The sequence below is a fragment of the Aeromonas sp. 600276 genome (assembly GCF_049175815.1).
Lineage (GTDB): Bacteria > Pseudomonadota > Gammaproteobacteria > Enterobacterales > Aeromonadaceae > Aeromonas > Aeromonas dhakensis.
The window spans coordinates 143,478-159,669 of the sequence record NZ_JAAKVU010000010.1; the positions used below are offsets into that span (position 1 = coordinate 143,478).

The 16,192-nt window shown below is 64.8% G+C and carries 11 protein-coding genes; 6 read left to right on the top strand and 5 right to left on the bottom strand.

Going from position 1 to position 16,192, the window contains the following annotated elements:
* Positions 1–67: 67 nt before the first annotated feature.
* Complete coding sequence (locus G5134_RS12090) at positions 68–1,030, bottom strand: GGDEF domain-containing protein (protein ID WP_065016910.1); 963 nt, start codon at positions 1,028–1,030, stop codon at positions 68–70.
* A gap of 344 nt (positions 1,031–1,374) precedes the next feature.
* Here G5134_RS12090 and G5134_RS12095 point away from each other — a divergent pair, with 344 nt between their 5' ends.
* Entirely contained in the window at positions 1,375–1,920 is a 546-nt protein-coding gene (locus G5134_RS12095; RefSeq protein WP_065016909.1) for a cytochrome b, read from the top strand.
* An 83-nt stretch (positions 1,921–2,003) separates the two neighbouring features.
* Here G5134_RS12095 and G5134_RS12100 read toward each other — a convergent pair whose 3' ends face one another.
* From G5134_RS12100 to G5134_RS12110, 3 genes are all read right to left on the bottom strand, one after another.
* Entirely contained in the window at positions 2,004–5,759 is a 3,756-nt protein-coding gene (locus tag G5134_RS12100; protein WP_065016908.1) for an AAA family ATPase, read from the bottom strand.
* Positions 5,756–6,982, bottom strand: coding sequence for an exonuclease SbcCD subunit D C-terminal domain-containing protein (locus G5134_RS12105; protein ID WP_139431347.1), 1,227 nt, complete (start codon positions 6,980–6,982; stop codon positions 5,756–5,758). Before G5134_RS12105 ends, G5134_RS12100 begins: the two co-directional genes overlap by 4 nt.
* Before the next feature lie 102 nt (positions 6,983–7,084).
* On the bottom strand, positions 7,085–7,513 hold the full coding sequence (locus G5134_RS12110; protein ID WP_094698356.1) for a GNAT family N-acetyltransferase: 429 nt from the start codon (positions 7,511–7,513) through the stop codon (positions 7,085–7,087).
* 180 nt (positions 7,514–7,693) lie between these two features.
* Between G5134_RS12110 and rdgC the strand changes: the two genes are divergently transcribed.
* The 4 genes from rdgC to G5134_RS12130 all read left to right on the top strand — a co-directional run bounded on the left by rdgC (position 7,694) and on the right by G5134_RS12130 (position 14,174).
* Positions 7,694–8,605: a recombination-associated protein RdgC gene (rdgC, locus tag G5134_RS12115; protein WP_005303149.1), complete on the top strand. Its 912-nt coding sequence runs from the start codon at positions 7,694–7,696 to the stop codon at positions 8,603–8,605.
* 179 nt (positions 8,606–8,784) lie between these two features.
* On the top strand, positions 8,785–10,563 hold the full coding sequence (gene ggt, locus G5134_RS12120; protein ID WP_421232032.1) for a gamma-glutamyltransferase: 1,779 nt from the start codon (positions 8,785–8,787) through the stop codon (positions 10,561–10,563).
* A gap of 386 nt (positions 10,564–10,949) precedes the next feature.
* Positions 10,950–12,593 carry a YbaL family putative K(+) efflux transporter gene (ybaL, locus tag G5134_RS12125; protein WP_123245583.1) on the top strand — a complete coding sequence of 548 codons (1,644 nt, stop codon included), beginning with the start codon at positions 10,950–10,952 and terminating at the stop codon, positions 12,591–12,593.
* Positions 12,594–12,992: 399 nt separating this feature from the next.
* Complete coding sequence (locus G5134_RS12130; protein ID WP_005303156.1) at positions 12,993–14,174, top strand: M28 family metallopeptidase; 1,182 nt, start codon at positions 12,993–12,995, stop codon at positions 14,172–14,174.
* Between the two features lie 74 nt (positions 14,175–14,248).
* Here the strand turns inward: G5134_RS12130 and G5134_RS12135 are convergent, their stop codons facing one another.
* Positions 14,249–14,461, bottom strand: a complete 213-nt coding sequence (locus tag G5134_RS12135; protein WP_421232033.1) for a hypothetical protein — start codon at positions 14,459–14,461, stop codon at positions 14,249–14,251.
* A 304-nt stretch (positions 14,462–14,765) separates the two neighbouring features.
* Between G5134_RS12135 and pykF the strand changes: the two genes are divergently transcribed.
* Complete coding sequence (pykF, locus tag G5134_RS12140) at positions 14,766–16,178, top strand: pyruvate kinase PykF (protein ID WP_019839755.1); 1,413 nt, start codon at positions 14,766–14,768, stop codon at positions 16,176–16,178.
* Positions 16,179–16,192: the final 14 nt, after the last annotated feature.

Sequence of the window (16,192 nt, forward strand, 5' to 3'; positions counted from 1 at the left end):
CCGAACGCCCATCGCTGCAACAAAAAACCGAAGCCCAGGCTTCGGTTTTTTTATGGGCGCCTTCCAGCTACTCCTTGCCGAAGACCACCTGGTTGCGCCCGTTGCTCTTGGCCTGATAGAGCGCCTTGTCAGCCACCTGCAGCAGGTTGTCGCTGCTCTGGCCCTCGTTTCGGGTGGCACAGCCCAGGCTCATCGTCAGGGAGAAGTTCTGCCCCTCCCACGCGACTACATGGCCGACAAACTGCCGATGCAACTGCTCGGCCCGCTCGACTACCAACTCCGCATCCACCCCGGGCAGGATCAGCAGAAACTCCTCTCCGCCCCAGCGGGCCAGGTGCTCACCGGCTCGCAGCTGGCCGGTCATGATGCGGGCCACCTCGCACAGCGCCGCATCCCCGGCGGGATGCCCGTAGCGATCATTGATCTGCTTGAAGTGATCGATGTCGCCCAGGATCACCGAGAAGGGTTCTCCCTGCAGCCAGAGCGCCTGCAGTTGCTGGCCTGCAGCCCGCCGGTTGCCAAGCTCGGTCAGTGGATCGGTGCAGGAGATCCGGCTCACCTCCTCTATCATGCAGTGCAGATCGTGGATGTCGCGCAAGGTTACTATGTGCCAGCCCGGCATGGCATCGGCTTTCAACTGGGCCGTGATGGTAAACCAGCGCTGCTGGCCGTTCTTGCAGTAAAGCAGGGCATTCATCTCGGCCACCGCAGCCCCGCTTGCCAGGCTGCTCATCACCGCCTGGTTCCAGCGCCCAATCGCCTGGGCCCTGCTCTCTTCATCGCGATAGACGGTGGCAAACCAGCTGGCCATGTCAGGCAGATCCGTCAGGTCGTAACCCAGTTGCGCCACGAAAGCCCGGTTCACGAACCTGTGATGGCGGGCGGGGATCTCCGACAGCCGGGTGGGGATGCTGTCCAGCGTCTCGCTGCAGGCCGATTCCGAGATCAGGATCGGAAACGGGATCACGTCGAAGGAGCGAAACAGGATCTGCTGCAGCTCGGTCAGGATCACGGGATCTGTGATGGTCAAGGTAATTCCCTTCACCTGTTGAGGATTTTATTAAAGGTAAATGAGGGGAGAAGAGGGGTAAAGCCCTCATTGAACTGGGCTGGGTGCCCGGTTCCCGGCCGCTGCACACTCTGCTCTGCGGCTTTGCATCAACCGTTCGCCACCCTAGCAGCCTCTCCTGGATGAGCGAAACCAGTTCTTCGACCGGCGCGCTGCCGGCCTGTTACAAATAACATGTTAAAAACACACAGAGATCAAGGTTTTGACACATCTTCGCAGTAACATGGAAAAAGTGGCCCGGAGGCAGGACGCCCACCCGATGAGACCACCCGTGATGCAATGCAAGCCCCGAGAAGGATATGAACATGTTGAAAAATACCGAACAACGTTATGGCAGCCTGAGCATAGGGCTGCACTGGTTGACCCTGCTGCTGATGATCGCCGTCTATGCGCTGATGGAGTTCAGGGACATCTTCCCCAAAGGGTCGGCCGGCCGCGACCTGATGAAGGAGTTTCACTTCATGGTGGGCCTGCTGATCCTGGCGCTGGTGGTGGTGCGCCTGCTGGTACGCGCGAGCAGCCCCTCACCGCGCATCGTGCCCGAGCTCTCCCCCCTGATGCTCAAGCTGGCCAAACTTGCCCACCTGGCGCTCTATGGCTTCCTGATCCTCACCCCGCTGCTGGGCTGGCTGCTGCTGAGCGCGGGTGGCAAGCCCATCCCCTTCTTCGGCCTTGAGCTTCCCGCCCTCATCGCCCCCAACGACAGCCTGAAGGGCACCATCAAGGAGCTGCACGAGACGCTGGCCAACATTGGCTATGCCCTGATTGCCCTGCACGCGGCGGCATCCATCTACCACCACCACGTACTCAAGGACAACACCCTGACCAATATGCTGCCCGAGCGCAAATAGCCAGCGAGACGGGTTGCACACCAACAAGAAGGCCCCTTTGACAGGGGCCTTCTTGTTCATGAATGGTCATGGATAACGCGCTGTCATCCAGGCAGCACCACCCGGCTTTCGCCGCCGCCGAGGGCCTCCACCCTTACCTGCACGCCGATCCGCTCCACCAGGGTCTGCACGTGGGAGATGACCCCGATCTGGCGGCCGGCCGCCTGCAGGGAGTCCAGGCTTGAGAGCGCCAGATCCAGGCTATCGGGATCGAGCGTGCCGAAGCCCTCGTCGATAAAAAGCGATTCGACCTGGGTCTGGCGCGACGACAGGCTGGAGAGGGCCAGCGCCAGCGCCAGCGACACCAGGAAGCTCTCGCCGCCGGAGAGGGAGTCTACCGAGCGCACCTCGTCCCCCATGTCGAGATCCACCACCTGCAGCGCCAGATCGGTGCCGGGCACCCGCTCCAGTCGATAGCGAGGGGAGAGCTCGGCAAGCTGGGCGTTGGCCTCCAGCAGCAACCGCTCCAGGGTGAGGCTCTGGGCGAAGGTTCGCAACTTGGCACCGCTGGCCGAGCCGATAAGATCGGAGAGTCGCTGCCAGTGATCCGCCACCGCCTGCTGGGCGGCCAGCTCCTCCTGCAGGGTGCCCGCCTTGAGGGCAGCCGCCTCGGCCTGGGCCAGCGTGCTCTTGCACTGGAACAGCTGCTCGTCGAGGGCGCGGCAGTGCGCCTCCAACGCCGTCAGCCGGCTGTCGAGCTCCTCTGGCGCCAGTGCAGCCAGCTCGGGGTGATGCTCGCGATAACGATCCCGCTTGCTCTCCTCCAGCGCCAGCGCCCGCTGCCGCTCGGTCAAACGGGTACGCGCCTCGGCGCGGGCATCCTCCAGCGCCTGCAAGACGGCGCGGCGCGCCTTGAGCTCATCCGGACTCATGGCCAGCAGGCGGCGCAGGTCATATTCGGCGATGCCGAGGCTGCTGGCGTGGGCAGCCCAGCGCCCCAGCACCTCCCGCCGCCGCCGGCTGCTCACCTGCTTCTCCTGCTCCAGATGGCTGAGACGGGCCTTGAGCTCGGTCTGGCGCTCACGCAGGGCGCGGGCCGCCCCCTGCATCGCCTCCAGCTCGCTGGCCAGCTGCTGCAGCCGCTGCTGCCAGCGATGCTCGACCAGGGCAATCTCCTCGCCCCCCAAGCAAGTGGCGCGGCTGGTGACCAGCCCCTGCCGTTGCTGTTCATGCTCCTTGTAGTCGCGCTCGAGCTTGTGCAGCAGCTCGCGCTGGGTCTGCAGGCGCGCCTCCTGGGCGCTCAGGGCCGGGGTGAGGCTGGCAATCTCGCCAGCCAGCCGCTCCCACTCGCTCTGGCCGTGCAGCCAGGCCTCGCAGGCCCGCTGCCACTCGAGCCACTGCTGGCTGCCCAGCCACTGGCGCCAGGGCTGGCCTCCCATCTGCTCGTCGAGCCGGTTGCCCCCCTGCTCGAGGCGCTGGCGCAGGGTCGCCTCCTGCTCGCCCATGGCCTTCACCTCCCCCTCCAGGGCGATGCGCTGGCGGTCGGCCTCCTGCCACTGCTGCTCGAACTGCTGGTGCTGGCTGGCCAGCTGGCTCAACTGCTGGCGCACGGCCTGCAACTGCTGCTGCCCCTGCTGGGCCTCACGCAGTTGCTGCTGGCTGTGGGCCAGCCCCTGCTCCAGGCTCTGGCCACGGCCCAGCAGGGTACTCATCAATTCGTTCCACTCAATTGGGCTCTGACCTAGCGGCGGCGGATGGCCGAGCAGGGTATCGCCTCCCAGCTGTTGCCAGCGCAAGGTCAGCTGCTCGGCGCGCGTCTCCAGCTCAGGCAGATGTTGCTGGCGCACCGCCAGCTGGCGAGCCAGCTCCTGGCGCTCGCTCTCGCACTGGATGTATTGGTGATTGAACCGCTCCCACTCGAGCTCGAGGCCGCGGGCGCGCTCCGCCAGCTGACCCAGAATGCCCGCCACCTGCGGCTGGCTCTGGTGATAGGGGTGCTCCTCGGCACCGCACAGCGGGCAAGGTTCACCGTCGCGCAAAATGTGGCGATGCTGCTCGAAACTGGCGATGGCACGGGACTGCTCCAGCGCGTGGCGCGCCTCGTCCCGCTGCAGGGCAAGCCGCTCACGGGCCGGCGCCAGCTCGTCGCCGAGGATGGCCAGCTTGCCGAGCGCCTGCTCCAGCTGGGCGATCTCCTGCTGCAGGCGACCATGCTGCTCGCCGTGATTGCGGCCATAGTCCGCCAGCTCCAGCAACTGGCGCAGCTGACCCAGCTGTTCGGTCTGCTGCTGCCACTGCTCCTGCGCCTTGGCCAGTCGCCCCTCCCACTGCTGCTCCTGCAGCTCGTGCTGTTGCTGCTGCAGCCGCTCCTGCTCGCGCTGCCAGTAGTCGCGCTCCTGCTGCCCCTGCTCAAGCTGGTGCTGCAACTGCCTGAGGGCACGCAGCTTGTGCTCGCGCAGGGTAAGGAGCTGCTGCAGCCTGTCGGCATCTTCGGCCCAATCCTGCATGGCGGTGAGCAGGGGCTGCCATTGGCGGGCCACCGGCGCCAGCTCCTTGTGCTCCTCAAGCCAGGCGCCCCACTGCTGGTGCTGGGCCTTGAGCAGATCCACCTGCTGGCGCTGCTGGTGCCAGCCCTGCTCCAGGGTGAGCTGCACCTCCCGCTCCTGCGTTCCCTCCTGCTGGATCTTCTGCAGTTGCTGCTGCTTTTCCCTAATGCGGGTATCGAGCTCCTGCGCCCGCTTGAGCTCGGGCTGCAGGGCGCCCCACTCGCGCTCGGCGGCGATCTTCTCAGCCAGCAGCTGCTGCTCGGTGAGGGCGCTCTGCTGGGTCTGCTCCTCCAGCTTGCCAAGCTCGGGGCCGAGCTCGGCCAGCAGTTTCTCCTGCTGCTGCACCTCCAGAGTGAGGCGAGCCAGCTCGTCGTGATCGGCGCGGGCCACCTGGGCCTGCTCGGCGCGGGCAAACTCCTCGCGCTCGGGGGCGGCCGCACCGTGGGCCACCTCTGCGGCGGCAAGGGCCGCCTCCCCCTCCTGACAAGCCTGCAACTGGGCGGCGATGCGGCCGTTGAGGTCGCGCAAGTCCTGCATCAGTTGCTGTTGTTGTTGCTCGTGTTTGAGGCTGGTGGCGAGGCTGACCTGCTGGCTCACCCACTGCTCGCGGGTAGCCTCGTCCATCAGCGCCACGTCGCCGAGCCGCTGGCTGATGGCGGCCAGTTGCTGCTGCTCCTCCCGCGCCCGTTCATGGGTTTGGATCGAAATGGCGGAGTAGAGCTCAGTGCCGGTCATCCGTTCGAGCAGGGCCGAACGCTCGTCGGCGCTCGACTTGAGGAAGGCGGCAAACTCCCCCTGCGGCAGGATGACGGCGCGGCGAAACTGCTCCCAGGAGAGCCCCACCAGCTCGTCGATACGATCCTGCAGCTCCCGCTTGCTGCCACTGAACACCTGGCCCGACGCCACGTCGGTCAGGCTGCGCTCCTGAGCCTGAAAGCGCCCCTCGGCGCGGTTGCGGGCCCGGCGCACCGCCCAGCGGGCCAGCCAGGTGCGACCGTCACAGCCGCGAAACTGCACCTCGGCAAAGCCGCTGGCGTGGCCGCGGCTGAGGATGCCGCGCACGTCGTTGGCCTTGAGCTTTTCCTCGTCGTCCGCGCGGCCCACTTCGGCCACGTTCTTGCGGTTGGCGACAAAGCGCGGCATTTCGTCATAGAGCGCCAGACAGATGGCGTCGAGCAAGGTGCTCTTGCCGGCTCCCGTGTTGCCGGTGATGGCGAACAGTCCGGTGGCGCCCAGGGCCCCTTTGGTAAAGTCGATAGTGAAGGGGCCGGTCAGGCTGGCCAGATTCTCCCCTGACAGCGACAAGATTTTCATGCATTGGCCTCCTTCACCTGCTCCAGGATCTCTTCAAACGACGCCACCAGCTCAGCCTCCGGCTCTCCGTCAAACTGACGCTGATAACAGAGGCGGAACACTTCTGTGGGGGAGAGCTCATCGAGCCGGCGCTGGCCGGCGCCGTCCGCCAGCCCCTGCCCCGAGCCCTGATAGCTGGTTGTGATGCGGGCCAGGCGCACCGGCTTGTCGCCGATGGCGGCCAGCACGCGCTCGCGGATGCGGGCCTCGGGTTTGGGCAGCAGCAGCCGCACCTCGAGGAAGGGCTGGGCCTGCTGCGGGCAAGCGGGCAGGTCCAGCGCCTCGATGGCCTGGAGCGCCTCGTCGAGGCCGCTCTGGGGCAGCCGGATCATCTCCACCGCGCGGGGCACCGGGATCCGCTCAAGGCGGGCCAGCTTGCCCCCCTCAAACGTCACCTCCAGCACCTGATGGTTGTAGTTCGCCTCGGCCAGCGAGAGCGGCAGCGGCGAGCCGCTGTAGTGCACCCCCTCGGCCGGGCTCTGGGCCAGGTGCAGGTGGCCCAGCGCCGTGTAGTCGGCGGCGGCAAACAGCTCGGCAGGCAGGGCGTGCTGGTTGCCGCCGAGCACCCGCCGCTCGGAGAGCTCGGAGAGCTGGCCCGCCGCCAGATAGGCGTGGCCCATGGCGATGAGGGCCTGATCCGGATTGCAGCGCGCCCGCCCCTCGCTCAGCACCGCCTCATAGACCTGGCGTACCCCTTCGATCAGTCTGTCCTGCCCCTCGCTGAGCCCTTCCGGGCGCAGATCGCTGCTGCGCAGAAACGGCACGGCGGCGCACCAGGCGGCCACCTCGCCGTTTTTGCCTCGCAGCGGCACCAGCAGGCGCTCGGTCTCGAGCCGCCCCTCGTCGTCCCGACTGATGCTGCCCACCAGATGCAGGTCGAAGGCGCGCAGCAGCTCGTGGGGGGCATCCAGCTTGGAGGGGGAGTCGTGGTTGCCGCCGATGAGCACCATCTCCAGTGCCGGGTGCTCGGCGCGCAGCCTGGCCAGAAAGCGGTAGAGCTGCTGCCAGGCGCTGGCGGGGGGATTGGCGGTGTCGAACAGATCGCCCGCCACCAGCAGGGCGTCGATGTCACGGCGTTTGATGGTGTCGGCCAGCCAGTCGAGAAAGGCATCGTGTTCAAAACGGCGGTCATGGCCATGGAGTTGGTGGCCAAGGTGCCAGTCGGCGGTATGCAGGATCTTCATGAAAAAACGGCTCGTATGGAGGTGGTGCCAGCAGCACCCGATGCAGACAAGATGAGGATATGCCTCCCTTTTTTCAAGCCGGAGCGGGTGCTGGCGTCAGATTCAGGCGGGCTCGCAGCACATCTGGTACTGGGGATGACCGGTGAGCGGGTCGGCCAGCTCCCCCTCGATCACGAAACCGTGGCGACGATAGAAGCGCACCGCCTGATCGTTTTCCACGAAGACCCGGGCATGCAGCCTGGCCCCCTTGGACTTGGCCTCCTGCAGCAGGGCATGGCCCACCCCCCGCCCCTGACGGTCGGGGCGCACAAAGAGGGCAGCCAAGTAGTCATCCACAAGCGCCATGAAGCCGAGCAGCTCGCCGCGCTCCTCGAATACCCAGATGCGGGCGCGATCAAGATAGCGGGTGCGCAGATCTTCCTGCGCCTGCCACCAGCAGGAGGCATCGACAAAATCATGGGCCTGCAGGGAGGCCAGCAACCAGATCTCGACAATCTCGTCCATGTCGTCGGACCGACTCGCCCTCAGCATATTGGTATCCTTGTTAACAACCTTAACATCCGCAGTCTAGGGGAGTTTGATGACGGCTTTGGGGACGGATATGACTCCCTGTGAAGTCGATCGCCCTTTATTTAGCAAGAATGATTGGCTGATCACAAAGCGCCTCTCTAGTACAATGCCCGCCGGACAATCTATGAGACCGAGGACGCCATGTGGTTTAAAAACCTGCAGATTTATCGCTTTACCCGCCCCTTCGAGCTGACCGTCGAGCAGCTGGAAACCCAGCTGGAAGCCTGTGCCTTCACCCCGTGCGGCAGCCAGGACATCTCCCGGTTCGGGTGGGTCAAGCCCCTTGGCAAATTCGGCTCCACCCTGACCCACTCCGCCGCCGGCCACATCCTGCTGTGCGCTCGCAAGGAAGAGAAGATGCTGCCCGGCACCGTGGTCAAGGAGATGCTGGCGGAGAAGGTAGAGGCGATCGAGTTCGAACAGGGCCGTGCCCTCAAGAAGAAAGAGAAGGAAGCGCTCAAGGAAGAGATCATGCACACCCTGCTGCCGCGCGCCTTCAGCCGCACCAGCCAGACCTTCGCCTGGATCAATCCGGCCGACAACCTGATGGTGGTGGACGCGGGCTCCGCCAAGAAGGCGGACGATCTGCTGGCCCTGTTGCGCAAGTCCATCGGCACCCTGCCGGTGGTGCCGGTGGCCCTCAAGAACCCGCCCGAGATCACCATGACCGAGTGGCTGAACGAGGGCAACCTGCCCGCCTCCTTCACCCTAGAGGACGAGGCCGAGCTGCGCAGCGCCATGGAACACGGTGGCATCATCCGCTGCAAGCAGCAGGATCTGATGAGCGACGAGATCAAGAACCACCTGGCCAACGACAAGCTGGTCACCAAACTGGCCCTCAACTGGGGTGAGACCCTGAGCTTCGTGCTGGGGGATGACCTCTCCATCAAGCGCCTCAAGTTCAGCGAAGAGCTGCGCGAGCAGAACGACGACGTCACCAGCGAAGATCCGGCCGCCCGTCTGGATGCCGACTTTGCCCTGGTCACCGCCGAGCTGGCCCAGTTCATCCCGGCCCTGTTCGCCGCCCTGGGCGGTGAAGAGCAGTCCATCTAAGCGAATTGGCTCAGCCTGATTGCAAAAAACCGCCTCCGGGCGGTTTTTTTATGGGCGGGCGCCGGTACGACTTGTTGATAGATGAGTAACTTGTTGATCTGATTCAACAACTTGAGTCATTAGCGCCAATCGTGACATAGTCCCCCCCTCATGCTCATAAAACAGACAAGGAGAGTGTCATGTTGCGCAAAACGCTGGGGCTGGCCATCGCCCTCGCTCTGCTGGCCGGCTGCACCGCTCAGCAGAGCCCGCAAACGCCCCCCGCCCACACCCTGATCGCGCCGGAGGCCGCCAGCGGCTGGCAAGAGAAGCAGGGCTGGCAGGGTCACGACTTCATGGTGGCCGCCGCCAACCCGCTGGCGGTGGAGGCGGGCTACCAGATGATCCAGGCCGGCGGCAGCGCGGTGGACGCCGCCATCGCGGTGCAGCTGGTGCTGACCCTGGTGGAGCCGCAGTCCTCCGGCATCGGCGGTGGCTCCCTCATGCTGGTGTGGGACGGCAAACAGGTAGCCGCCGTGGATGGCCGAGAGACGGCCCCCGCCGCCGCCACCGATCAGCTGTTCATGAAGGATGGCAAGCCGATGGCCTTCTACGACGGCGTGGTGGGCGGGCGCTCGGTGGGCGCCCCCGGCACGGTGCGGGCACTGGCGCTGGCCCACCAGCGTTACGGCAAGCTGCCCTGGGCTACGCTGTTCGAGCCCGCCATCACCCTCGCGGAGCAGGGATTCGTGATAAGCCCGCGGCTGGCCGCGCTGCTGGCCAAGGACCCCTATCTTGCAAAGGACCCGGACGCACGGGCCTACTTCTATCAGGCCGACGGCAGCCCCAGAGCGGCGGGCAGCCGGCTGACCAACCCGGCGCTTGCCAAGGTGCTGCGCACCCTGGCAAGCGAGGGGCCGGACGCCTTCTATCGCGGCCCGCTGGCCGAGGCCATGGTGGCCAAGGTGCACGCCCACCCGACCAACCCGGGTGTGCTGAGCGCCGTCGATCTGGCCAGCTACCGCGCCAAGCTGCGCGACGGCCTCTGCTTTGACTATCGCCAGAGCCGGGTGTGCGGCTTCCCGTCCCCCTCGTCCGGCACCATAGCGCTCGGCCAGATCTTCGGCATGCTGGAGAGCCGCGACATGGCGGCCCTCAAGCCGGTGCCAGGGGAGCAGGGCCAGCCGGCCGCCTCTGCCGAGGCAATCCACCTCTACAGCGAGGCGGCGCGGCTCGCCTTTGCCGACCGCAACCAGTACGTGGCGGACAGCGACTATGTAGCGGTCCCCGTCAGCGGCCTGCTCGACAAGCACTATCTGGCCCGGCGCGGCGCCCTGATCGGCGAGCGCTCCATGGGGCTGGCCAACGCGGGCACCCCGCCGCTGGCGCCGGCTCGCGGCCAGGATGCGACCCCTGAGCTCCCCTCCACCAGCCACATTTCCATCGTCGACAAGACGGGGATGGCGGTCTCCATGACCAGCTCCATTGAAGACGGCTTCGGCTCGCGGCTGATGGTCAACGGCTACCTGCTCAACAACCAGCTCACCGACTTCTCCTTCACCTCGCTGGACGCCGCCGGGCTGCCGGTGGCCAACCGGGTGGAGCCGGGCAAGCGACCGCGCTCCTCCATGTCCCCCCTGCTGGTGTTCGACAAGAGCAGCGGCGAGCTGGAGATGAGCCTGGGCTCCCCGGGGGGCTCCGCCATCATCAACTACGTGGGCAAGACGCTGTTGGGCACCCAGGATTGGGGGCTCAACCTGCAGCAGGCGATCAATCTGCCCAACTTCGGCAGTCGCAACGGCCCCACCGAGCTGGAGGCGGGCCGCACCCCGGCCGCCGTGGTCGAGGCGCTCAAGGCGAAGGGACACGAGGTGGTGCTGAGCGAGCAGACCTCGGGCCTGCAGGGGGTGCAGCGCAACGCCAGCGGCTGGCTTGGCGCCGCCGATCCGCGCCGGGAGGGGATCGCCAAGGGTAAGTGAGCCCAGAGGTATGCACCCAACCCTCAATGCAACGAAGCGGCCGGTCGGCCGCTTTTTTTGTGAGGCCAGGCTGCGCTCGCCCTGGCCACAAAAATCATCACCGATTGATTAATGCTGCCAAGCCAGGTCAATAAAAATAGAGCCGCTCACCTTAAAAGTATCACTTATCCACTTTTAATCTCAAAAATTCCTTTAAATGTGGATAAAGATTGCCTTTACGCCAAAAACGTATTATTTTTCAACAGAAACGGCAACTGTTGTCCCTCAGACACGCCCCGTGCACGGGACCAGCATCTGTCTCTTTCGCCCCCTGCTCATTGACAGCTGCCCTCTTCGCCCGCGCGGTGATCTGGTAGCCCCCTGACTGCCATTAGCGAGGTGACGACATGGACCACTCCCTTCCCCTGATTACCACCCTGGTCGGCGGCTTCGTGCTGGCCTACATCCTCGGCATGCTGGCCCAGCGCCTCAAGATCTCCCCCATGGTGGGCTATCTGGCGGCCGGCGTCATCTCGGGCCCCTTCACCCCGGGGTACGTGGCCGACATGAAGCTGGTGCCCGAGCTGGCAGAGCTGGGGGTCATCCTGTTGATGTTCGGAGTGGGGCTGCACTTCTCCTTTCGCGATCTGATGTCGGTAAAGCGGATCGCCATCCCGGGCGCCATCGCCCAGATCGCAGTCGCCACCCTGCTCGGCATGGGGCTCGCCTCGCTGCTGGGGTGGGATCCGGTCGCCGGTCTGATGTTCGGCCTCGCTCTCTCCACCGCCAGTACCGTGGTGCTGCTGCGGGCGCTGGAGAGCCGCCAGAATCTGGAGACCCTGCAGGGGCGCATCGCCATCGGCTGGCTCATCGTCGAGGATCTGGTGATGGTGCTGGCGCTGGTGATGCTGCCCATCATCGCCGACATCCGGTTCGGCGAGCAGGCCATGAGCTGGCAGAGCATAGCGCTGGATCTGGGCTGGACCCTCGGCAAGGTGAGCCTGTTCGTGGCGCTGATGATGGTGGTGGGCAGCCGCTTCATCCCCTGGCTGCTGACCCACACCGCCAGCACCGGCTCGCGCGAGCTGTTCACCCTGGCGGTTCTGACCTGCTCCCTTGGCATCGCCTTCGGCGCGGTCAAGCTGTTCGGCGTCTCCTTCGCCCTTGGCGCCTTCTTCACCGGCATCGTCATGAACCGCTCCGAGCTGAGCCACCGCGCCGCCAACAACACCCTGCCGCTGCAGGACGCCTTCGCCGTGCTGTTCTTCGTCTCGGTGGGCATGCTCTTCAACCCGGCGGTGCTGCTGACCGAGCCGCTGGCGGTGCTGGCCACCCTGTTCATCATCATGTTCGGCAAGTCGGCGGCGGCCTACGCCATCGTGCGGCTGTTTCGCTATAGCAAGCGCACCGCCCTCACCATCTCCGCCAGCCTGGCCCAGATCGGCGAGTTCTCCTTCATCCTCATCGGCCTAGCCATAGTGCTAAAACTGGTGCCGGAAGGAGCCCGTGACCTGATCCTGGTGGGCGCCAGTCTCTCCATCATGCTCAACCCGCTGGTGTTCAACGCCGTCGAGCGCTACCTGGAGAAACAGCCGGACGCCGACAACACCCAGGTGCTGGCCGAGTGCACATGCCCGCCGGTGGAGATGAAAGGCCACACCATACTGGCGGGCTATGGCCGGGTCGGTCGCCTGCTGGTGAGTGGCCTGCAGCAGGCCGGGCGCGAGCTGGTGGTGATCGAGCAGGATCCGCACCGGCTGGAGAGCCTGCGCCAGGCCAACATTCCCCACGTCAACGGCAACGTGGCCGATGACGAGGTGCTGTGCCGCGCCGCCATCACCGACGCCAGCTGGCTGCTGGTGGCCATCCCCAACAGCTTCGAAGCCGGCGAGGCCATCGCCCAGGCCAGGCTCATCAACCCTGCCATCCGGGTGATCGCCCGTGCCCACAGCGATGACGAGGTGAGCTTCCTCACCAGGCAGGGGGCAGACAAGGTGATCATGGGGGAGCGGGAGATAGCCCTCGGCATTCTGGCTCAGGCGACCGCCTGAACCCGCATTCAGATGCAGAAGAGGGGCACAGCCCCTCTTTTTTATGCCTCTTTGTATACCCGCGCTTTTGGGCACCCAGGCCCCTCCTCACCCATTCCCGCCGGCGTTTCGCGCCGATATGGCATAGTTTGACTCCCTTTGTCAGCCCCCCAGGTCAGGGCCGAGCGCCGCTGCTGCCGCGAGCACGCTGCGCACATCCCCCTCACCAGCACAAAGCTCCGCCAGCCACCCTCGCCGGCCCGCAGTAGACAGCAGATCCTGCAGCGGCCCCCACCGGACGGGGGTAGGGTCGCGCCAGATGGTCAAATTCCGAGGTCTGCCTCCTTGGCTAGACTGGGCCAGTCGTCTTATGACACCCATTTGGCACATGTGCCCACAACCAATCTGGAAGGATCCGCCATGAAACCCTTGTTGACTGCCCTCTTGCTCCCCCTGCTGCCCCTCGCCGTACAGGCCGCCGAGCCCGTCTGGATCACGGTCGGTGCCGACAGCGGCGTCGAACTCAAACAGGTGAAGGCCAAGCTGGCCCCCCTGTTCAGCGCCAGCGGCGCCCCCATCCAGCTGGCCCAGGTCGAGGCGAGCGAGCTCGGCACCCTCTCCCACCTGATGCACGAAGGTCACCAGCGCTGCGGCGGCTACGTGGTGCACAGTACCCTGGCCGACGCCCTGCAGAGCATGGCCCAGCCCATCAGCCAGAACCTGTTCAGCGCCCCGCCGCTGACCCAGGGAGCCAGCGTCAACCGGCTGCTGCCCTATCTGGATCAGGGCAACATAGTCGGTACCATCAGCCAGCTCGCCAGCTGGCGCAACCGCTACTACACCACCACCACGGGGGTGCAGTCGGCGGACTGGGTGGCCGGCCAGTGGCAGACCCTGAGCGCGACCCTGCCCTGGGCCAGCGTCAGCCGGGTCAAGCACAGCGGCTATCCGCAGCAGTCCGTGGTGCTGACCCTCAAGGGCAGCCGCTACCCGGACGAAGTGGTGGTGCTCGGCGGTCACCTCGACTCCACCGCGGGCTCGGCCCCCAACAGCCGCACCCTGGCGCCGGGCGCCGATGACGATGCCTCCGGCATCGCCACCCTGACCGAGGTGCTGCGGGTCATCGCCGAGCAGGGCCGCCAGCCGGAGCGCACCCTGCAGTTCATCGGCTATGCGGCGGAAGAGGTGGGGCTGCGCGGCTCCAAGGACATCGCCACCCGCTACAAGGCGGCCAACACCAAGGTGCTGGCGGCGCTGCAGCTGGACATGACCAACTACCAGGGGTCGGCGGAAGATATCGTCTTCATGACCGACTACACCGACCAGGGGCTGACCGGCTATCTGGCCCAGCTGCTCGACGCCTATCTGCCCCAGATCCGCTACGGCTACGACAGCTGCGGTTACGGCTGCTCGGATCACGCCTCCTGGCACAATCAGGGCTACCCGGCCGCCATGCCGTTCGAGTCGCGCTTCAACGACTACAACCCCAACATCCACACCGCCCGGGACACCTTGCAGAACTCGGATCCCTCGGCTGCCCACGCTCTCAAGTTCGCCCAGCTGGCCACCAGCTTCGCCATCGAGATGGGCAAGATAAACTGAGCCGCCAAGGCAAGGTGACGCACCCAACACAAGAGGGAGGCCAGGCCTCCCTCTTTCGTCTCTGCGTCTGCCGCTCAGGGCTGCCGATATGCCCCGGCAAGCGGGGGATTGGGGCACGGAAAGCCTGGCTGCGCACGGGCCGTAGCGGCCTGGGCCTGGTGCATTTCAAGGCGCTCGAACGCGCGCAGCGTGCCATCGCGGGGAGCGGGATCGGCTGGCCAGCAGCTGGCGGGCAGCGCCTGCACGCCCAGCAGGGCGACGGACAACAGCAACAGATAAGGGGCCATCTTGCAGCACTCCGGTGGCAGCAGAGTGTCTATTCTTGTCGGGGACCGATGACGGTTTGATGAAGGGACGGGATCGTCATTTTACAACATTTGACGAGGCGGGCCGGCGCCGAGATACATATGGCGACATTTATGCCAAATCTGCGCTGACCAGTTAATTTATGCCCTAAAAAGTAGCCGGGAGGAAAACGTTATCCCTGAAAAGAAAACGTTATCTGGTCAAAACGTTGTTTCTGGATCATAAAAAGTATCCAAAAACTGGTGTATATTGCACGGCGGAAACTCCTTAACCATGAAGACTGACATGAAAAAGACCAAAATCGTCTGCACCATCGGTCCCAAGACCGAATCCAAAGAAATGCTGGCCAAGATGCTGGACGCCGGCATGAACGTCATGCGCCTGAACTTCTCCCACGGCGACTACGCCGAGCACGGTGGTCGCATCAGCAACCTGCGCGCTGTCATGGCCGAAACCGGCAAGCACGCAGCCATCCTGCTGGACACCAAGGGTCCGGAAATCCGTACCATCAAGCTGGAAGGCGGCAACGACGTGGCTCTGGTCGCTGGCCAGACCTTCACCTTCACCACCGACCAGACCGTGGTTGGCAACAAAGACAAAGTCGCCGTGACCTATGCCGGTTTCGCCAACGACCTGCGCGTCGGCAACCGCATCCTGGTTGACGATGGCCTGATCGGTCTGGACGTCATCGAGATCACCGAGCGCGAAGTTGTTTGTAAAGTACTGAACAACGGCGATCTGGGCGAGAACAAAGGCATCAACCTGCCGGGCGTCTCCATCAAGCTGCCGGCCCTGGCCGAGAAAGACAAGCGCGACCTGATCTTCGGTTGCGAGCAAGGTGTTGATTTCGTTGCCGCCTCCTTCATTCGCAAGAAAGAAGACGTGCTGGAAATCCGTGAGCACCTGAAAGCCCACGGTGGCGAGAACATCCAGATCATCTCCAAGATCGAAAACCAGGAAGGCCTGGACAACTTCGACGAGATCCTGGCTGTCTCCGACGGCATCATGGTTGCCCGTGGCGACATGGGTGTCGAAATCCCGGTTGAAGAAGTTATCTTCGCCCAGAAGATGATCATCGAGAAGTGCAACAAAGCCCGCAAAGTGGTCATCACCGCCACCCAGATGCTGGACTCCATGATCAAGAACCCGCGTCCGACCCGCGCCGAAGCCGGCGACGTGGCCAACGCCATCCTGGACGGTACCGACGCAGTCATGCTGTCCGGTGAGTCCGCCAAGGGCAAATACCCGCTGGAAGCCGTGACCATCATGGCCACCATCTGCGAGCGTACCGATGCCGTGATGCCGTCCAACCTGTCTGCTGCCAACGACAGCAACAAGCTGCGCATCACCGAAGCGGTCTGCAAAGGCGCGGTAGAGACCTCCGAGAAGCTGGACGCCCCGCTGATCGTGGTTGCCACCGAAGGCGGCAAGTCTGCCAAGGCCATCCGCAAGTACTTCCCGAAAGCCTGGATCCTGGCCATCACCACCAACAAGAAGACCGCTGCCCAGCTGGTGCTGACCAAGGGTGTGGTTGCTCACGTGGTTGACAGCATCGCCTCCACCGACGATTTCTATCGCATCGGCAAAGAAGCGGCCCTGGCCAGCGGCATGGGTCTGAAGGGTGACGTGGTTGTCATGGTCTCCGGTGCCCTGGTACCGAGCGGCACCACCAATACCGCTTCCGTTCACGTTCTTTAATCGGAACTGAACAA